General features: G+C 67.5%; 14 protein-coding genes and 1 CRISPR repeat array. Of the genes, 9 read left to right on the plus strand and 5 right to left on the minus strand.

Features of this window, described 5'->3' with window-relative positions:
- Positions 1-103 precede the first annotated feature (103 nt).
- The 9 genes from AB0368_RS33830 (at position 104) to cas2e (ending at position 8583) form a co-directional block, all read left to right on the plus strand.
- Positions 104-895 carry a DUF4386 domain-containing protein gene (locus AB0368_RS33830; RefSeq protein WP_366158114.1) on the plus strand — a complete coding sequence of 264 codons (792 nt, stop codon included), beginning with the start codon at positions 104-106 and terminating at the stop codon, positions 893-895.
- A 293-nt stretch (positions 896-1188) separates the two neighbouring features.
- Positions 1189-2172: an NAD(P)-dependent alcohol dehydrogenase gene (locus AB0368_RS33835; RefSeq protein WP_366158115.1), complete on the plus strand. Its 984-nt coding sequence runs from the start codon at positions 1189-1191 to the stop codon at positions 2170-2172.
- Between the two features lie 328 nt (positions 2173-2500).
- Positions 2501-3655: an alpha/beta hydrolase gene (locus tag AB0368_RS33840; protein WP_366158090.1), complete on the plus strand. Its 1155-nt coding sequence runs from the start codon at positions 2501-2503 to the stop codon at positions 3653-3655.
- A gap of 293 nt (positions 3656-3948) precedes the next feature.
- Positions 3949-4662, plus strand: a complete 714-nt coding sequence (locus AB0368_RS33845; protein WP_366158091.1) for a DUF4386 domain-containing protein — start codon at positions 3949-3951, stop codon at positions 4660-4662.
- A gap of 6 nt (positions 4663-4668) precedes the next feature.
- A complete protein-coding gene (locus AB0368_RS33850; RefSeq protein ID WP_366158092.1) occupies positions 4669-5127 on the plus strand; it encodes a hypothetical protein in 459 nt (152 codons plus the stop codon).
- An 894-nt stretch (positions 5128-6021) separates the two neighbouring features.
- Complete coding sequence (locus AB0368_RS33855) at positions 6022-6582, plus strand: type I-E CRISPR-associated protein Cas5/CasD (protein ID WP_366158093.1); 561 nt, start codon at positions 6022-6024, stop codon at positions 6580-6582.
- A gap of 2 nt (positions 6583-6584) precedes the next feature.
- Entirely contained in the window at positions 6585-7313 is a 729-nt protein-coding gene (gene cas6e, locus AB0368_RS33860) for a type I-E CRISPR-associated protein Cas6/Cse3/CasE (protein ID WP_366158094.1), read from the plus strand.
- Complete coding sequence (gene cas1e / locus AB0368_RS33865; RefSeq protein ID WP_366158095.1) at positions 7313-8308, plus strand: type I-E CRISPR-associated endonuclease Cas1e; 996 nt, start codon at positions 7313-7315, stop codon at positions 8306-8308. Before cas6e ends, cas1e begins: the two co-directional genes overlap by 1 nt.
- Positions 8305-8583, plus strand: a complete 279-nt coding sequence (gene cas2e / locus AB0368_RS33870) for a type I-E CRISPR-associated endoribonuclease Cas2e (protein WP_366158096.1) — start codon at positions 8305-8307, stop codon at positions 8581-8583. The genes cas1e and cas2e overlap by 4 nt, the downstream gene beginning before the upstream one ends.
- 18 nt (positions 8584-8601) lie before the next feature.
- A CRISPR array of direct repeats spans positions 8602-10028; the repeat unit is 21 nt; unit sequence GTCGTCCCCGCACGCGCGGGG.
- Positions 10029-11750: 1722 nt separating this feature from the next.
- On the opposite strand, the gene AB0368_RS33875 is transcribed toward cas2e, so the two are convergent.
- From AB0368_RS33875 to AB0368_RS33895, 5 genes are all read right to left on the minus strand, one after another.
- Positions 11751-12794: a site-specific integrase gene (locus AB0368_RS33875; RefSeq protein WP_366158097.1), complete on the minus strand. Its 1044-nt coding sequence runs from the start codon at positions 12792-12794 to the stop codon at positions 11751-11753.
- A complete protein-coding gene (locus AB0368_RS33880) occupies positions 12791-13129 on the minus strand; it encodes a hypothetical protein (protein WP_366158098.1) in 339 nt (112 codons plus the stop codon). Before AB0368_RS33880 ends, AB0368_RS33875 begins: the two co-directional genes overlap by 4 nt.
- A 515-nt stretch (positions 13130-13644) precedes the next feature.
- Positions 13645-14532, minus strand: coding sequence for an alpha/beta hydrolase (locus AB0368_RS33885; RefSeq protein ID WP_366158099.1), 888 nt, complete (start codon positions 14530-14532; stop codon positions 13645-13647).
- A 96-nt stretch (positions 14533-14628) separates the two neighbouring features.
- The gene (gene asnB, locus AB0368_RS33890) at positions 14629-16458 is read right to left on the minus strand and encodes an asparagine synthase (glutamine-hydrolyzing) (RefSeq protein WP_366158100.1); all 1830 of its coding nucleotides are present in this window, start codon (positions 16456-16458) and stop codon (positions 14629-14631) included.
- Between the two features lie 59 nt (positions 16459-16517).
- Entirely contained in the window at positions 16518-17717 is a 1200-nt protein-coding gene (locus tag AB0368_RS33895; RefSeq protein ID WP_366158101.1) for an MFS transporter, read from the minus strand.
- Between the last annotated feature and the right edge of the window lie 74 nt (positions 17718-17791).

Consider the following 17791-nt stretch of genomic DNA (forward strand, 5'->3'; position numbering starts at 1 on the left):
TCCTGCCCTTGACCGGTTTCTCTGTACGGCGTGCAATATCTGTACGGAGTCCAGATCCTGTACGGCGTCCAGAGGGGCCGACATGACATTAACAGCCGCAGACGTGAGCGCTGGCCTTCGACGGACGACCGGAGGACTGTTCCTGCTGGGAGCCGTCGCGTTCGCCGCGGCGGCGACGATCCTGTCCTCGACGTTCGACTGGCCGGACATCCTGCGGGAGCCGGGCAGCGTGGTGCTGCCCGCCTTCGTCGCGGGCGGTCCGGCTCTGGTATGGATCTGGTTCGCCACCGCCTGGACGTACGCGATCCTCATGGTCCCGATCCTGTTGCTGCCCGCGGCACTCGGGCGCCGTGACGATGCGGCGTTGCGGGTGGCCACCTACGTCGGCGCCACGTCGGTGGTGCTCTCGCTGGTCGGGTTCCTGCGCTGGGTGTTCGTCGTTCCGCCGCTGGCCCGGTCCTACGTCACCGGCGACGCCACCACCAGGGCCGCGGCCGACGCGGCGTGGACCGCCCAACACCAATTCGGGGGTGCGTTGCTCGGCGAACACCTGGGCCAACTGCTCGTGGTCGCCTGGTCGGTCACCGTCTGCGTGATGATCCTGCGCACCCGGGTGCTGCCTCGCGCGCTCGGCGTCACAGGACTCGTCGTCAGCGCGCTCTATCTGCTCAACCAGGGCGACATCCTCGCCACCGCCGTACCCGGCTTGCCGGTCTGGGACCTGGCCGGGCTGCTCGGCAGCACCGGCTGGGGACTGTGGGTGGCCGCCCTCGGCGTGACCATCCTTGCGCGTCCTGTCCGCGACCCGGTGCCGTCCAGCACCGACGGCGCACGAACGCCGTCCGCGGGCACCGCCACCCCGCACCGGGCCGCCACCGCTGGGCCGAGGAGCTGAGCACCGTGACGGCCCCCAGCGCCTTCCGGCCATCATCGCTGCGCACCTGGTTGAGATGGAGCGCCGGGCTAGGTGCAGATGACGACCGGCCGCGCCTCGGACCACCCCGGTCCTCGCGGCGGGGCCCAGTCCAACCAGATGACAGGACACTCGCTGCACGCCTCTTGCACCGCGGCCTCCGCCAGAAAGGGACGACCATGAAGGCAACACGACGCACCAGCGGCCGGACGGCGGCACCCTCCACAGACGGCACAGCCGCCACCCCCGCGGCACCCGCACGGCAGCGGATGCGGATGCGGGCGATCGTGCAGGACGAATACGGCTCCGCCAACGTGCTGCGCATCGAGGACATCGACCGACCGACGATCGGAGCCAACGAGGTACTGGTCCACGTCCACGCCGCCGGCCTGGACCGGGGCACCTGGCACTTCATGGCCGGCATGCCCTACCTGTTCCGACTCATGGGCCCCGGCCTGCGCAGACCCAGGAACCCGGTCCTCGGACTCGACGTCGCCGGCACGGTGGCGGCGGTAGGTGCAGACGTCACCAGACTGCACATCGGTGACGACGTCTTCGGCATCAGCAAGGGCTCGTTCGCCGAGTATGCCTGCGCCCGCGAGGACAAACTCGCCCGCAAGCCCGCGAACCTCACCTTCGACCAGGCCGCGGTCGTGGCGATCTCCGGACTCACCGCCCTGCAGAGTGTTCTCGACGTCGGGCGCGTCGAAGCGGGCCACCACGTGCTGATCGTGGGCGCGTCTGGAGGCGTCGGCACGTACGCCGTACAGATCGCCAAGGCATGCGGAGCGCAGGTCACCGGTGTGTGCAGCACCGCGAAGGTCGACCTCGTCCGAACGATCGGCGCGGACCACGTCATCGACTACACCCGCGACGACTTCGCGCTCGGAGCCCAGCGCTACGACCTGATCCTGGACATCGGAGGCAACTCCCCGCTGTCCCGGCTGCGCCGCGCGCTGACCCCGTCCGGAACGCTCGTCATGGTCGGCGGCGAAGGGGGCGACCGCTGGACCGGAGGCATGGGCCGCCAGCTGCACGCCGTTGCCCTCTCACCATTCGTTGGTCAGCGGCTCATCATGAAGACCCCGAAAGAGCACTACCCGGACCTCGAGCGCCTCGCCCGCCTCATCGAAGCCGGCGACCTCACCCCGACGATCGACAAGACCTACCCGCTGGACCAGGCACCCGACGCGATGCGTCACCTGGAAGCCGGACAGGCCCGAGGAAAGATCGTCATCGCGGTGGCACCAACAAGATGAGCGTGTCAGCCGCCTGCCACCACACTGCGCGCCGACCCTGAGCGTCTCGCGCGACATCAGCTGTGCAGGAATGGAAGCCATCGTGACTACCACCCCCGCCCCCAGCCCCACGCCTACCCCTCACGACGACGGCCAGGGCCCTTCACCCGGCCCCGGCCCCAAGCGCAGGGGCTACATCGGTTGGATCGTGGCCGGCTCGTTGGCCACCGGAGTGCTCGCTGCCCTACTTCTCGCCGCCGCCCCGTTCATCCCGGCAGAGGAGAGTGAGCTCACCGGCGCAGTCCTATGCGGATTCGCGCTGGGCTGGACGATGCTGACCGTACTCTCGATGCGGTTCACCGATCAGCCACAGCGATGGGCCGCGACCCCCGCACTGCTCATGGGACTGGGAGGTCTTCTCCTGGTGGTGTTCGGCTCCCCGGCGCGCGAGGCACTCAGCTGGGTGTGGCCCCCCACCATGCTGGCCTTGGCGATCTGGATGATCATCCGCGCCCATCGTCAGCTGCGTAGCCGGAGCCGACGCTGGCCGCTCTACCCGGTGATCACCCTGTTGGCGGTCGCCTCGATCAGTGGCGGCTACGAGACCCTGCGGGAGACAGCGGACGCCAGGGGCTACCCGATGCCCGGTCAGTTGATCGACGTGGGCGGACACAAGCTTCACCTGCACTGCACCGGCGCCGGCAGTCCCACAGTCGTGCTCGAACCGGGCGCCGGCGAGATGTCGTCGAACCTCGGGTGGATCGCGCCGGCGATAGCCCGCGACACCCGCGTCTGCGTCTACGACCGTGCCGGTCGCGGGTGGAGCCAGCCCGCCGACACCGACCAGAACGGCGCGCAGATAGCGACCGACCTGCACACGCTGCTGCAGCGCGCACACGTTCCCGGACCATACGTGCTGGCGGGCCATTCCTTCGGCGGCCTCTACGTGCTCACCTTCGCCGCCCGCTACCCCGACGAGGTCGCCGGCATGGTATTGGTGGACTCCACCGCGCCCGCGTCGGCGGCGAGACCGACGACGGCATCGCCGTACGACGGAGGCTCCTACGACGTCATGGGTCGTGTCTCCGCACTGGTGTCGGCCTCGGCGCGACTGGGTCTGAGCCGCCTGTACGGACGGCTCGAACACGGCAGCCTCCCGCCGCGATCCCGCGACGAGGCACGCACCAGCAACGCGACCGCCAGCCATGTTCGCAGCACCATCGACGAGTACGTCCAAGCGAACGCCTCGACGCAGCAAGCAGCAACTCTAGGAACCTTCGCCGACAAACCGTTGGTCGTCCTGACAGCCGGCAGCGGAAGCGATGCCACCCACTCAGCGGCGCAGAACGACCTGGCCACCTTGTCGACCAACAGCGTGCACCGCATCATCGCCGGCGCCACCCACGACTCGCTGATCTCGAACGAAGAACACGCCGCCGCCACCAGTCACGCAATCCTCGACGTCGTCTCATCGGTCCGCAGCGCAGGCCCGCTAAGCCGGTGAGAGGGGACAGCATCCCTGCGTTGCCCGGCTGACCCCGTTCCAGTGCCTGCCGTCAAGTCCTCACCCTCATCCTCGATCACTGGCGGCGCACGCTCACACCCGTGGTGCGCACCTACGTCGTCGCGTCCCTGGCCGTGCAGTCCACCCACGACGACCGTCCGACCCGGCCCGTCGCACGAGCAGGCCCGTGCCCAGCAAACAGCCCGGGGTGGCAAGCACCGCCGGGAGCCGCTGGACACGCTCCCGGCCACGGCCCACGCCCCATCCACCTACCAGGAACGGAAGTTCGTCTGATGGACACGAGGAAGATCGCAACCCTGACGGGCTGGTTGATGGTGGTCACCTTCGTCACCTCGATTCCCGCGTACTTCATCCTCTACGCCCCGGTGCGAGACAACCCCGCTCTGATAACCGGCGCCGGCGCCGACCCCACCGCCAGCGTGGCCTTGGGCGCAGTCCTCGAACTCATCCTCATCATCGCCAACGTCGGCACAGCGGTCGTGCCGTACGCGCTCTTCAAGCGCTACAGCGAAGGCCTCGCTCTGGGATACGTCGCAGCCCGCCTCGTTGAAGCCATGTTCATCGCCATCGGAATCCTCAGCCTTCTCACGTTCCTGTTCATGCGCCAGGAAGGCACAGCCGGCACAGACGCCGCTTTCGGCGAGACCTTCGTCGCGATCTACGACCGGGCGTTCCTGATCGGGCCGGGCTTCTTCGCCGGCGTCGCGAACGGAATGATCCTGGGCTACCTGATGTTTCGGTCCGGCTTGGTGCCACGAGGCATGGCGATGCTGGGTCTCATCGGAGGCCCGCTGGTCGCCGCCTCTGGAATCGCCGTCATGTTCAACATCACCGAGCGCGGATCGGCACTGCAGGGAATCGCGACGATTCCGGAGTTCATCTGGGAGCTGTCCTTCGGCATCTACCTGATCGTCAAGGGATTCAAGCCGTCCCCGATACTGGCAGGGCTAGAAGGCCAACCCGTCGCACAGGGCGCGGGCTCATAGCCGTCCGTGGCAAGCGAGGGTTGGCGCATCGACTACGTCTTCACGTTCGACGACTTCCGCCTCGACTACACCGACTTCCCCTCGGCCGCCCCGTTCCACGAGTCGACCATGCTGAGCGTCTCGTTCAGCGGCTGCGGAACCGTCATCGTGCTCACCGACCCCGCCCGCCAGAGCCGAACTCGCACCGGCGTGGCAGAGCGCCCCCAGCCGGACTGTCCAGCTCGCGGTCACCTCCGCGAACGACGCCGGCGACGGCAAGTTCAAGATCCTGCACTCGCTGATCGCGATGAACCTCAGCGCGGTGACGGCGTTCGGCAGGATGCAGCCGTTCGACCAGACTCGCGCGGCGGGTTCGACTCCGCCCTCGGCGCGCTGGGCGGCGGGAAGCACTGGGGTGCCATCATGCCCGATTTCGTGCCGACCGTCGTGCTCGACCGGCGACGAAAGCGAAGCCAGCCGGGATGACGGGGCACCAGTTTCCGAAGTTGTGTCGGCCCGCGCCGTGGCATCGCGCCTTGGACCGACCGACAGTTCAAGATCGCGAAGCTGGTTCTGCCGACGCGACTCTGCACCGCTCGATAAGTGGGCGCCATAGAGGATGCGGTGATGCGGGAACGATGATGTGGGCCTGTTGCCTTGCCCTCGTCATGACGACGTAGAGAAGCTTGGAGCCGGATGTGAACGGTTCTCCTTCGTCTCCGTGGTACTCGTCCTTGGTATCAGCCGATCAACCATGGCCTACTCCCTTTCCCTGCCGTCCCTGCACGCCATGTTGGGGCCGAGCAGCATCAGCTCCAGCCATGGTGTGTCGGTCGGCCAGTGAGGACAAATGACGGCGGTGGTACGAGATCATTGTCGGGTCGCACGCGGGTGTTGAGGCGTGGTCCCGGCCGAAGCTGGCGCGGTAGGGCCGATCTGCAACCGCGGGCGAAAGAAGCCACCTAAGGCTAGGGCAGGTACCCCGGCCCCCGCCCCCACCCCCGCCATTGACGTACCAGCCGGGCGTCGAGCGCTCGTAGCGTCGCGCTGAACTGCGGCTACTTGCCGTTGTGCAAGGGTCGCGGATCTTGCTGTGAGCCGTAGCGTGCCGGTCATGACCGACGGCGCCCGGCCCAGCGACGCCGGCCCGGCGGACCCAGGCCGGCCCCCACCTGGCCGACTGTGCTGCTGCAGCAGCAGTTCAGCGCCGACACGGTGACCGCGCTGCGGCACGCGGTCGCCGCCCGGCTCGCCATGGCCGGGGCTGTCCGGCACCGCCGCCGACGACTTCGTCCTGGCCGTACATGAACTGCTCACCAATGCCGTACGCCACGGCGGCGGCAGCGGCTGCCTCGAGCTGCGCCTGATCGTGGCACCCTGGTGTGCGAAGTCGTCGATCACGGAGGAACTGCCCCGGGACCCGGCGATAGGCTCCCTTGCCCGCGACGACCCCGTGGTGGCCGGCGATCAGATCTGCTGCAAGCCCTCGTCGACGCCCTGCACCGGCCGGCGTTCCCGCTCGCACTCGGCCGCCGCTGCTGCCCACCGACACAACCACTGCTGCTCACCCCGCCTCCAACGGCGGACGCCGGCGGCGGGCGGTGGCGCGGTGAGATCGGCGACGTGTTGGCGGGCTTGCCCTGGCAGGGCTCCGACGCCGCCCGCTCTCGCCTGCAACAAGACGCGAAACGCCGACGGCAGCCGACACCGGGCAGCATTGACCTGCCCATGACCATCGACGCGGGCCCACCCACGGCAAATGATGCGAACGAGGGTTTCGACCTGCGCGCCGACGTCCCGCTCAGCTTCGGCCCGCACCAGCGCCGATTCACCACCCGCCGTGTGCACCACCTCTGGGCCCGCGACGTCCCCACCGGACTCGCCGGTGACGAACCCACGGCACCCGCCGAACACGACCCGGTCGCCCTCCTGGGATGGTGACCATGCCCTACCTGTCCCGCATCTACCTCAACCCCCTTCGCACCAAGACCCAACAGTTCCTCCGCAGCCCGCAAGCGCTGCACGCCGCAATCCTCGGCGGCATCAGCCGCCAGCCGGTCACCGAACGCGTCCTGTGGCGCCTCGACACCGACAACAAGCACCGAGCGACTGTGCTTGCCCTGACCGACTCCCACCCGTCCTGGGAGCACCTCATCGAACAAGGCGGCTGGCCCGAATCCGACGACCCGCAAGCGCTCATACGTCCCTACGAGGCGCTGCTCGACCAGATCATGCGGGGCCGCCAGTTCGCGATGCGCCTCAGAGCCAACACCGTCACCGCCACGAAGAGCCCTACCGCACCTTCACCGGCGCAGAAGGAACACCTCACCACCCACCCGCGCCCACGCGGCATCCGTGTGCCACACCGCACCGCCGCGCACCAACTCACCTGGTTCACGCAACGCATCGAGAAATGGGGCTTCACCCTGCAGCAGGTCGACGACGTCCCCGCAGTACAGCTGACGGCCCGTGAACGCTTGCAATTCACCAAACACGCCGACGACACGACCGGCCGCACCGTCACCCTGCAAACCGGCACGTTCGACGCGGTCGTTGCCATCGACGACCCAGACCGTGCCCAGAGAAGCCTGCTCGAGGGAGTCGGCGCCGGCAAAGCCTACGGGCTCGGCCTCATCACCCTCGCCCCGCCCACCACCGCGGAGCCCCACTGATGTGGTGGCTCGCGAACCCGCAAGACCTGCACCGCATCAGCAACCGCATCTCGAGCGTGTACGTCGAGAAGAGCCACGTCGACCGAGCCGACAACGCCATCGTCCTGGTCAATCGGGAACGCACCACTCGCATCCCCGCCGCCATGATTGCCACCATCCTGCTCGGTCCCGGAACCCGCATCACATCCTCCGCGATCGCCCTGCTGGCGAACTCCGGCACCGCCGTGTGCTGGGTCGGAGAACAGGGCGTGAGGTTTTACGCCGCCGGGCTCGGACCCAGCCGCGGCGCTCAACTGCTTAACCGACAGGCGTACCTCGTCACCCGCCCCACCCACCGCCTGGCAGTCGCTCGACGCATGTACGCCATGCGTTTCCCCGGCGAAGACGTCACCACCATGACCATGCAACAACTCCGCGGACGCGAAGGCGCACGGGTCAAAAAGGTTTACCGACACCACAGCACACGCACTGGCGTGCCCTGGAACGGCCGCGTCTACAAACCCGGCCAACCCTTCGACGCCGGAGACGACGTCAACCGCCTGCTGTCCGCGGCCCACAGCTGCCTCTACGCCCTCTGCCACGCAGCCATCGTCGGCATCGGCGCCAGCCCGGGCCTCGGATTCGTCCACACCGGCGGCGCCACCTCATTCGTCCTGGACATCGCCGATCTCTACAAAGCCACTTACGCCATCCCCCTCGCCTTCGAACTCACAGCCGACGGCCACACCACGGAGCGCGACGCCCGCACCGGCTTCCGCAACCTCATCACCGATGGGAAACTCTTGACCACCGTGGTCCGTGATATCACCGCCCTGCTTACCGACACCACCGAAGCGCTTTCCGACACCGACAACAACGAGCTATGGGACGACATCGCCGGCAACGTGCCAGGCGGCGTCAACTGGGCAACACACCATGCCGAAACCCTCACCGACGACGCTTTTGTCGCCGTGACCGGACCGGACGTGGACGAGTCACTGCAGGTCGACTGGTGACCGTCATTGTCCTCATCGCGACCGCCGAAGGGCTACGCGGACACCTCACCCGGTGGATGATCGAAGTCGCCGCCGGAGTCTTCATCGGCAACCCCAGCACACGGGTACGCGAACGCGTTTGGGCACTGCTCAGTGAGCGCGTCGGCGACGGACAGGTGATCATGGCAGAGCCTGCCCGCAACGAGCAGGGTTGGGCGCTGCGCACCGCTGGCCATGACCGCTGGCAACCCATAGACCTCGACGGACTAATCCTCTCAGCCCGTCCCCGCCGATGAAGCCGCTGGTCACCAAGCGTCGTCCCCGCACGCGCGGGGGTCTTCCGAAGAAGTGACCCAGCCCAGCGACCAGGGCAACGTCGTCCCCGCACGCGCGGGGGTCTTCCCAACCAGAGCCGCGACTACAGCCCGGAGAACACGTCGTCCCCGCACGCGCGGGGGTCTTCCCGCCAGCTTCGAGGGTTTCGGTTTCCTGGTTGAGTCGTCCCCGCACGCGCGGGGGTCTTCCGTATTACTCCTACACGGAGGAGGCCCCGACGCTGTCGTCCCCGCACGCGCGGGGGTCTTCCGTATTACTCCTACACGGAGGAGGCCCCGACGCTGTCGTCCCCGCACGCGCGGGGGTCTTCCGTACTGGCTCACGGAGCCGTCGTCCGGGCAGAAGTCGTCCCCGCACGCGCGGGGGTCTTCCCCTGGCTAAGGCGCTTGCCGATGGTGATGACGAGTCGTCCCCGCACGCGCGGGGGTCTTCCTCACGGGGGATCCTGGCCGGGCTGGTCCCGGACGTCGTCCCCGCACGCGCGGGGGTCTTCCCCCGACGCCGGGTGCTTCATACCGTCGCGCGGCGTCGTCCCCGCACGCGCGGGGGTCTTCCCAGGGCAGGCAGGCCCCACGCCACTTTCAGGGCGTCGTCCCCGCACGCGCGGGGGTCTTCCCGAGTTCTCCGGGGCCACCGACTACGGTGCCGGTCGTCCCCGCACGCGCGGGGGTCTTCCGACGTACCGGATCATGCCGCTCGGTGATTCGATGTCGTCCCGCACGCGCGGGGGTCTTCCCGCCAGCAGCGCCAGCTGACCCGCCCAGCACACCCTGTCCCCGCACGCGCGGGGGTCTTCCGGACCTGTTCTACTCCGGCGACCGTGACGCCTCGTCGTCCCCGCACGCGCGGGGTCTTCCCCTGGACGCAGTTCGGTGACGCGCTCACCGGGGGTCGTCCCCGCACGCGCGGGGGTCTTCGCGGTGCCACGCCTTCAGGGCCGTCAAGGCCTTGTCGTCCCCGCACGCGCGGGGGGTCTTCCGGGGCCGGCCGGTTCGCTGCTGCTGGACCTGGCGTCGTCCCCGCACGCGCGGGGGTCTTCCAAGGTCCCTCATGGCCACGCGGTACCAGAAGCTGTCGTCCCGGCACGCGCGGGGTCTTCAGGGTCCACACTTGGTAGTGCCCGGCGGGAAGGTGTCGTCCCCGCACGCGCGGGGTCTTCCCGCCTGCAACACCTTGCCGGCCGGCACCACGTCGTCGTCCCCGTACGCGCGGGGGTCCTCCGCCCATCCAGTCCACGGCGCGACCGCTGCCGTGGTCGTCCCCGCACGCGCGGGGGTCTTCCCGAGACGCAGGAATGCGAGCGGTGCCGGCCGTAGTCGTCCCCGCACGCGGGGGTCTTCCCATGGCCGGGCAGGACCGGGTGTGCCACTCCTTGTCGTCCCCCGCACGCGCGGGGGTTCTCCGGTCCGGGCTGCGATGGTCGAGTGGAGGCGGATGTCGTCCCCGGGAAAGGGAGAGGATCATGCCTGGGCCTGAGTCGTCCCGCACGCGCGGGGGTCTTCCCGATCGCCGGGGTACCGCATGGGCCCGGAGAACGTCGTCCCCACACGCGCGGGGTCTTCCCGCCCACCGGTTGATCGCCGACGATGGGGTGTCGTCGTCCCCGCACGCGCGGGGGTCTCCCCGACAACGGCGACTTCTACGGTGGTGGCACGTTGTCGTCCCCGCACGCGCGGGGGCCTTCCCATGTCGGGGCCAGTCATCGCGTCCCACGTCCGGTCGTCCCCGCGGACGCGCGGGGGTCTTCCCGTCAGGTCCGAGGCGTCCGGGCGCTCCCGGGGGTCGTCCCCGCACGCGCGGGGGTCTTCCGGCGGAGACGGCCGAGGCTGCGTCGGTCAGGTGGTTCTGACGGTCACCCGTGGCCCGATCCGGACGTCCAGGCGGGGCCACTCCAAGCCGTCAGAATCAGTCAGGCCGTCGTCCCCCGCACGCGCGGGGGTCTTCCCCGGACGGTGTCGCCGTCGGTGAGCCCGTGCGAGTCGTCCCCGCCCGCGCGGGGGTCTTCCGTCGTAGGACGGGGGCCTAATCGGCATAGCGAGTCGTCTCCACACGCGCGGGGTCTTCCTCGCTGGTCGCACGACTTCGTGGCCCGCTTGTTTTCGTCCGTCCGCGCGGGATCTTCTCTACCGGGAGCTTGGCCTTGACGGTGAAGTCTTCCTCACGCGCATAGGAAAAGTGCTACGTGGCGCCACTGGCCGGCCGTCGTACCGCCTGGGACTTCGCCTGGCGCCGTCGGCTGGCCAAGTGAACCAGCGTGGCAGCGAATCCGTTCACGCCCGTCACTGTCGGGCCGCTAAGCGCGTAGACGCTGACGACACCGCACCGCCGGCAGTACCACGACCGTCTCCACAATTTGATCGCCTCATCGACTACCGGAGTCATTGTCTGAATGTGGCGGTGCCGTGCCCATAACACCCATCCGCTTCCCAGCGCCATGACGGCGAAGGACACCACCCCGAACCAAGCCGTGCCGTCAACCGGATTCAACGCCGCAACCTGAAGATTCCATAACGCCAGCAGACCCGAGACACCGAAGGCGATGGCAGGGGCCGTCGCGGTGCGCGGCCGTGCCGGTGCAGCCAGGGCGCGAGACAGCGCACTTGTATGCACCACGCTCGCCTCAACGGGAACGGCATACCCGAACCGACCGGTCACACTGCAACGCACCACGCCGGCAGAACGACCGTTGCGTACGGCAGTCGCCACAGTGATTAATTGATCCAAACGACCGCACCGCAAGCAAACCCGATCCCGCGCTCGCTGCGGCACCCGATCGCCAGCCATACCCATTCCTCCTTGACGGAACTGAACGTGTGGAAAAGCAATTACTTATCCGGCGGACTTTAGCGGAGCGGCGCGTGAGTAGCCGTGACCCCGTGTGGGATCGACAACAACTGGCCCGCCGTTACCACTGACTGCCCAATGGGGCACCCACTCGCCCGGCGGCTGTTAAGTCTGAGGGTCCGACATCAAGCAGCCTCACCTGAACCGACAATCAACGCCGAACCATCGCGCATCGCCTTCTTGCGCGTCTTCTTTGGACCCTTCCCGAAGTTCTCCAAGACCATCACGTCTCGCCTGACAACCGCTGATCCAATGCCTTCAACGCGCCGTGCCGCAGCGAATATCAGGCAACCAGATCCGCAGCGTCCGGCAAGGCGAGCGGATGCCGCTCGCCGGTAAGGCCGGCCAGAGCGGTGGCGACCTCTTGCTGGGTGGCCTTGACGTATCGGGCGGTGGTGCCGGCTTCGCTCGGCGATTCGGCATGACCTGCATACGCGAGGGCTACGCCATAGCCGTAGACCCGTTCCACCCAGGTCAACGTCGTATGCCGTAACCAGTGCGCCGAGATCTGTTGCGCGGCAACCCACGGCAACAACAGGCCCAGCCGTGTGAACAACCCGTCGTACCGACGGCGGCCGACTGGCTTGCCGTTCCGGTACCGCAGCAGCGTCTGGTCAGGCGTCGCGCCACGCTGCTTCGCGTGGTGCTGCAGGAAGTCCATCAGGGTCGGCGACACCGGCTGCCAGCGAAACGATTCGCCTTTCTCCCGCAGCATGACCAGGCACTGCTGCACGTCCAGGTCCATCGGTCGGAGCCGTAGCAGTCCGCCACGGCGGCACGCGGTCTCGATGTGGAACCGCAGGATCAGAGCGTCCAACTCCGGATCGTCGCCGGACGTGCTCGCAGCAGCCAGTAGTTCACCGAGACGCTCGTCCGGCAGAGCGCTGCGGGTGCTGGCCGGCCGGCGTGGCTTGGCCACCATCCGCGACGGATCATTCGCCTCCGCAATCAGCCCATCGGCAGCCGCTCGTCGATACAGACACCGCAACGCGGCAATCAGATGCTCGCCGGTGCTGCTGCCTCCGCGGAAGTTGCTGCGCCGCACCGCGCTTTCCTGGAGCTGGCGCATCAGCGTTTCGACCTCGGTCGGTGTCACCTCGTTCAGGCGGCGATCACCCCAGCGTTCGACAACCTTGCACCAGTAGCTTCCGTAGGTGCGCCGTGAGCCCGCCGCTACTGCGGCGGTCACCACAGGAACGTATTCGGCGAACGTCGGTACCGGCTTGCCGACGACGGCCTGCTTCAGAAGGTCCTCGGGGCGTATTCCCATCTGGTCCAGCAGTATCCGCGCCGCGGCGACCACCTCCGGTGTGGCCTGGACGGTCACAGCTCGCCCTCCACTACGGCCGTGTGTACAGGTGCCGCCCACCTGTCCAGCAGCGCGATCGGGTGCACGATCAATCGCTGTGCGACGACGAGAGCGGCCAGCAGCACCCGCTCCTGGCCCTGGATGCCCGCCGCGAGGCGGATCCTGGAGGGCAGTCGTAGAGCGCGTCGCCGGCCGACTGTTTGAGCACCGTGCTCATCGTCGGCGGCCACCACGATGACCCCGTGAGCAACCGTGAACCGGACCCGTTGCCCGGGCTCCCAGCCGAGGGTTGCCATCAGCTGCCCATCCGAGATGCGGCCTCGGTGGTCCAGCTGGCACAGTCCGAAGGTCACGCCGTCGCGCCTTGCAGGCGGCGGCGCCTCGGGCAGCGGCAAGGGTTTGCGCCTGACTGGAGCACGGGGGACCGGGGTTCTGCGCTGGCCCTGCCGATCTCCTTCTTGCATCCGCGGTACCAGCGGCGGAAGCGGCAGCGCCCTCACCACAGCGGCCACCCTCCCAGGTCAACAGCCCGAGAGGCTCGCACCGATGCGACGAAACAGATCATCAAGTGCACTCGAATACCCCATCCCTAGATGGGGGCAGATTGCGACGCGTGGGGGTTCAAGTCCCCCCTCGGACACACTGAGGGCATGGCATCTGCTGTACCAGACGGAGTTCTGGCGTGTAGATGAACCTGATTCCGACTTGCCGATAGACCTCGGTGTTCCCCGGAGTCAGCCCGTGCCGCAGGACTGTACCGATGCCGGCCCAGCGTTTCCATAGGTCTACCGACGTCGGCTTGGCTCCGGCGAATCTCATCGTTCACTCTGAGCCCGCCTGAACACCCCAAGATCGTGATGGGCGCCTCTTAGGAGGAAGGGCGTCCCGAGGCGAAGAACTGCAGCAGTTCATTGGCGAGTTGGGCAGGTGCCTCTTCGGCTAGGTGGTGGCCGGACTCCAGCGGTTTGCCGGTCACGTTGTCGGCCCAGCCACGCCATACGGACAGCACGTCGCCGTAGAGCTCCGGTAGGTTGTCCTTGGTAGCCCACAGGGCTAGTACCGGACAATTGATGCGCCGGCCAGCGTGCCGGTCGGCGTCGTCGTGTGCCCGGTCGATGGTCAGCCCGGCGCGGTAGTCTTCGCACATGGCGTGCACTGTGGCAGGGTCGCCGATCGCGTTCCGGTAGTCCTGCCATGCGTCGTTGCCCATAGTGTCGCGGTCGTTGTCGCCCTTGGCGCCGTACCAAGTTTCGGGATCGAGATTGATGACCCGCTCGGGTTCTGTGCCTTCCTGTCCGAGGAAGAACCAATGCCACCAGCTACTAGCGAAACGGGCGTCGCAGCGTGCCAGCGCTTCGCCGAGGGGCACGATGTCCAGGACGGCGAGGTGGCTGACGACGTCGGGGTGGTCGAGAGCGGCTCGATAGGCGACGTAACCGCCGCGGTCGTGACCGACGACGGCGAACCGATCATGGCCAAGGGAGCGCATCAAGCGTACAGCGTCCTCGGCCATGGCGCGTTTGGAGTAGGTCCGGTGATCGTGGGTGGTCGGCGGTTTCGAGGACTGGCCGTAGCCGCGCAGATCCGGGCAGACCACCGTATGCCGCTCGGCGAGTAAGGGCGCCAGGCGGTGCCAAGTGACATGCGTGCGAGGGTGTCCGTGCAGCAGCAGGACGGGTGTTCCGGCGCCGCCGTGGCGAACGCGGAGGACGACCTCGCCGACGTCTACGTGGTCTAGCGCGAATCCTTCGAACACGGTCGCTAGCTTGCCCCTAAGGCAATGGCTCGAACCATCGGATGCCCCACTTCCACTCGGGCAGGGGATATGGGGCATCCGCCAGGTTGCCGTCTGTCAGACGAGTGTCACGCCGTACTCCCGCATCCACGCATCGATCTCGACGATGGGCAGGAGCAGGTGAGAGGCGTTCAGCCATGTCATGGTGGCGTTGCCGGATGAGATGGTGTCCTTGATGCGCTGTTCGTCGAAGAGGCCGTGCAGGGGCGAATCGGGATCTGCCAGGATGTGTGTGACCGTGGCCATGACCTCCGCTTCGTACTTCGGGTCATGCGTGCCGGGATAGCCGCTCTTGGGCCGTTGCAGCGTCTCCGCCGGCACGAGGTCTTTCGCGGCCAGCCGTAGTAGCGTCTTCCAGTGCCCGTCGGCGACCTTCATGGACCACGGGACGTTCCAGACGTATTCGACCAAGCGGTGGTCACAGAACGGTACTCGTACCTCGAGGCCGACTGCCATGCTCATGCGGTCCTTGCGATCGAGCAGGTAGGCAAGCGGGCCGAGGAGGTTGAAGTAGAGAACTTCGCGCATGCGGGCGTTTAGGCCCGTCTCCCCGGGTAAGCGGGGGACTTGCGCGCGCAGGGTGCTGTAGCGATCGGCTTCAACCTCGGCGGGACGGACTCTGGCGTGGACGTCCGGTGCCAGGCAGTCGGCTAGCCGTGGGGCGTCGCCTATCCAGGGGAAACGGTCGCGCCACACCATTTTGGGATCGTGATACCAGGGGTAGCCGCCGAATATTTCGTCGGCGGCTTCCGCGGACAGTGCCACGGTGGAGCGCTGCCGCATGGCGGCGAACAGCAGGTACATGGACGTGTCGAATTGGCCCAGTGAAGGCAGGTCGCGGGCGCGGCGAGCGGCTGGTAGGGCGTCGAGGATCTCGGCGGTGTTGAGGATGATCTCGTGGTGGTCGCTGCCGATGTGCTTCGCCGCCAGTCGCGCGTAGGGGGCGTCTCGTTCGGGACGCAATTGGGTGGGCCGGAAGTGTTCCTCGTCGCCGACGAAGTCGACGCAGAAGGTGGTCAGTGGCTGCTCGCCGCGGCGGTGCAGGCTGCGCGCGGCAAGCGCGGACGTGGTAGTGGAGTCCAGCCCACCGGACAGCATCGAGGATAAGGGCACGTCAGCGACGAGCTGACGTTCGACGATGTCCTCGAGCAGCTCACGTACTGTGGCGACGGTGGAGTCGAGGCTTTCGGTGTGCTCGCGACTCACGAGGCGCCAGTAGGGGTATTCGTAGCAGCCGCGTCGGTCCACCCGCACGACATGGCCTGGCTTCACTTGGCGCAAACCGCTTAGGGGCGTTTCTCCCGGCATTGCCAGGCGTGCGTTGAGGAGAACGGGTAGAGACTCCTCGGTGACTTTCGGGGTGAATAGGGGGTTCGCCAGGATGCCCTTCGGCTCAGAGGCGAATAAGACTCCACCGGGATACGGATAGTAGTAGAGGGGTTTGACGCCGATCCGGTCGCGTACCAGCAGGAGTTCCTCACGCGCGGCGTCCCAAATGGCGAAGGCGAACATGCCGTTGAGGTGGTCGACGCAGTCGGCGCCCCACTCTTGGTAGGCGCGCATCACGACTTCGGTGTCGGACCTGGTGGTGAAGCGGTGTCCTCGAACGGCAAGGGCGTCACGCAGCTCGCGGAAGTTGTACACCTCGCCGCTGTAGACCAACACCACGGGCTCGCGGTGCGGCCCGTGACTATCGACGAACGGCTGCTTGCCGCCCTCGATGTCGATGATGGCCAGTCTGCGATGACCGAGTGCTGCGTGAGGGCCGCTCCAGGTGCCGCCGTCGTCCGGGCCACGCAACTGCATCGTGTCCGTCATGGCATCGATGGTGTCCTGCTGAAGTTGCAGATCGCGGGTGAAATCTACCCAGCCTACGATTCCGCACATTTCGCCTCCTTGGAGTTCGTGAATTGGCCGTCATGCCTTGAGGGCGTAGGAGAGCTCCGTTAACCTGTGGCGGCCGGACTTGTCGGCCGAGTCCGGAGCGCCCAATTGGCGGCCGGCGTCAATGCCATACCGGCGGTGGCGAAGACGATGGCGAGCACCAGCCAGCCGGTTCTACCTCTATCCACGATGAGTGTGGTCATGACCAGCGGCGCGAACGCCTGCGCCAGAGCCAGCCCGGCGGCGTTCATTCCCTGGTATTCGCCGCGGGCTTCAGCCGGCATCAAGGTGATCGACAACCCCCAGCTAGCCGCCACGTACAGCAACTCGCCGAGCACGTGTATGCAGGCGGCGAGCAGCAGGAGAGTGATCACGCCGACTCCACGGCCGCCCGCAGTAGAGGCTAGGGTCAGGCAGGCCAGGGCCAGCAGAAGACCAGCGTGCCGGGCGGCGCGCATGGAGCCGCGGGTGCTTTCCGCCGGTCGGGAAAACCGGACCTGCAGTACGGCAATGGCCAGGGCGTTCAGTACGACGATGGCTGCGGACGCCCAGCGGGGCGCCTCGGTATGGTGTACCACCCACAACGGGATTCCCGTGGAGAGCATGCCCCAGTTCAGGGTCAGGACGGCAATCAAAGCGGTGACCAGCAGGTACGGACGGTCGGCCAGCACTGAGCCGGGGCGTCGCCGCTCAGGGGTCGGTAGCGGGCTGGCCGGCAGCCGGGTGACCAGCGCGGCGCAGATCAGAAACGACAGTGCCGTGGCAGTCAACATTGTTACGTAGGCCGCGCGAGTGTCGAGCTGGATGACGACGGCGGCTCCGGCCGCGCCGATGGCAAGGCCGATCTGGGCCATCACCCGCGACTGCGCCAGGACGGACATTTGCCGCTCGTCGTCGGTGACCACCGTCGTCAGGGCAGTGCGCACCCCCATGCTGCTTTCCGTTGCCAGGGCGAGCAAGCAGGCGGCGAGCACGTACGGCCAGAAGTGATGTACGACCACGTACAGCACAGTGGCGAGTCCGCCGCAGAGGTAGAGCACAAATAGCACCCGCCGGTATCCGAACCGGTCGGCGAGCATGCCGGCCGGGGTGGCGGCGACGATGCCTACTACGCCAGCAATGAGTGCGCCAAACCCTACCTGTTGCGGGGCCAGGTCGACGGAGCGAGTGAGGAACAGGACGAACGAGCCGAGCCACAGACCCGTGCCGATACAGCTCACAAGGGCGATAGCAAGGATCTTGCGGACGGGTCCGACCGGCATCGGTCCGTAGAGTCGCCCTAGCGCTCGCCGCCACCACGGGCGGCGACCGGCGACGGCCGGTGCCTCGGTGATGT

The sequence above is a fragment of the Actinoplanes sp. NPDC051475 genome, from assembly GCF_040689425.1.
Classification (GTDB): Bacteria; Actinomycetota; Actinomycetes; order Mycobacteriales; family Micromonosporaceae; genus Actinoplanes.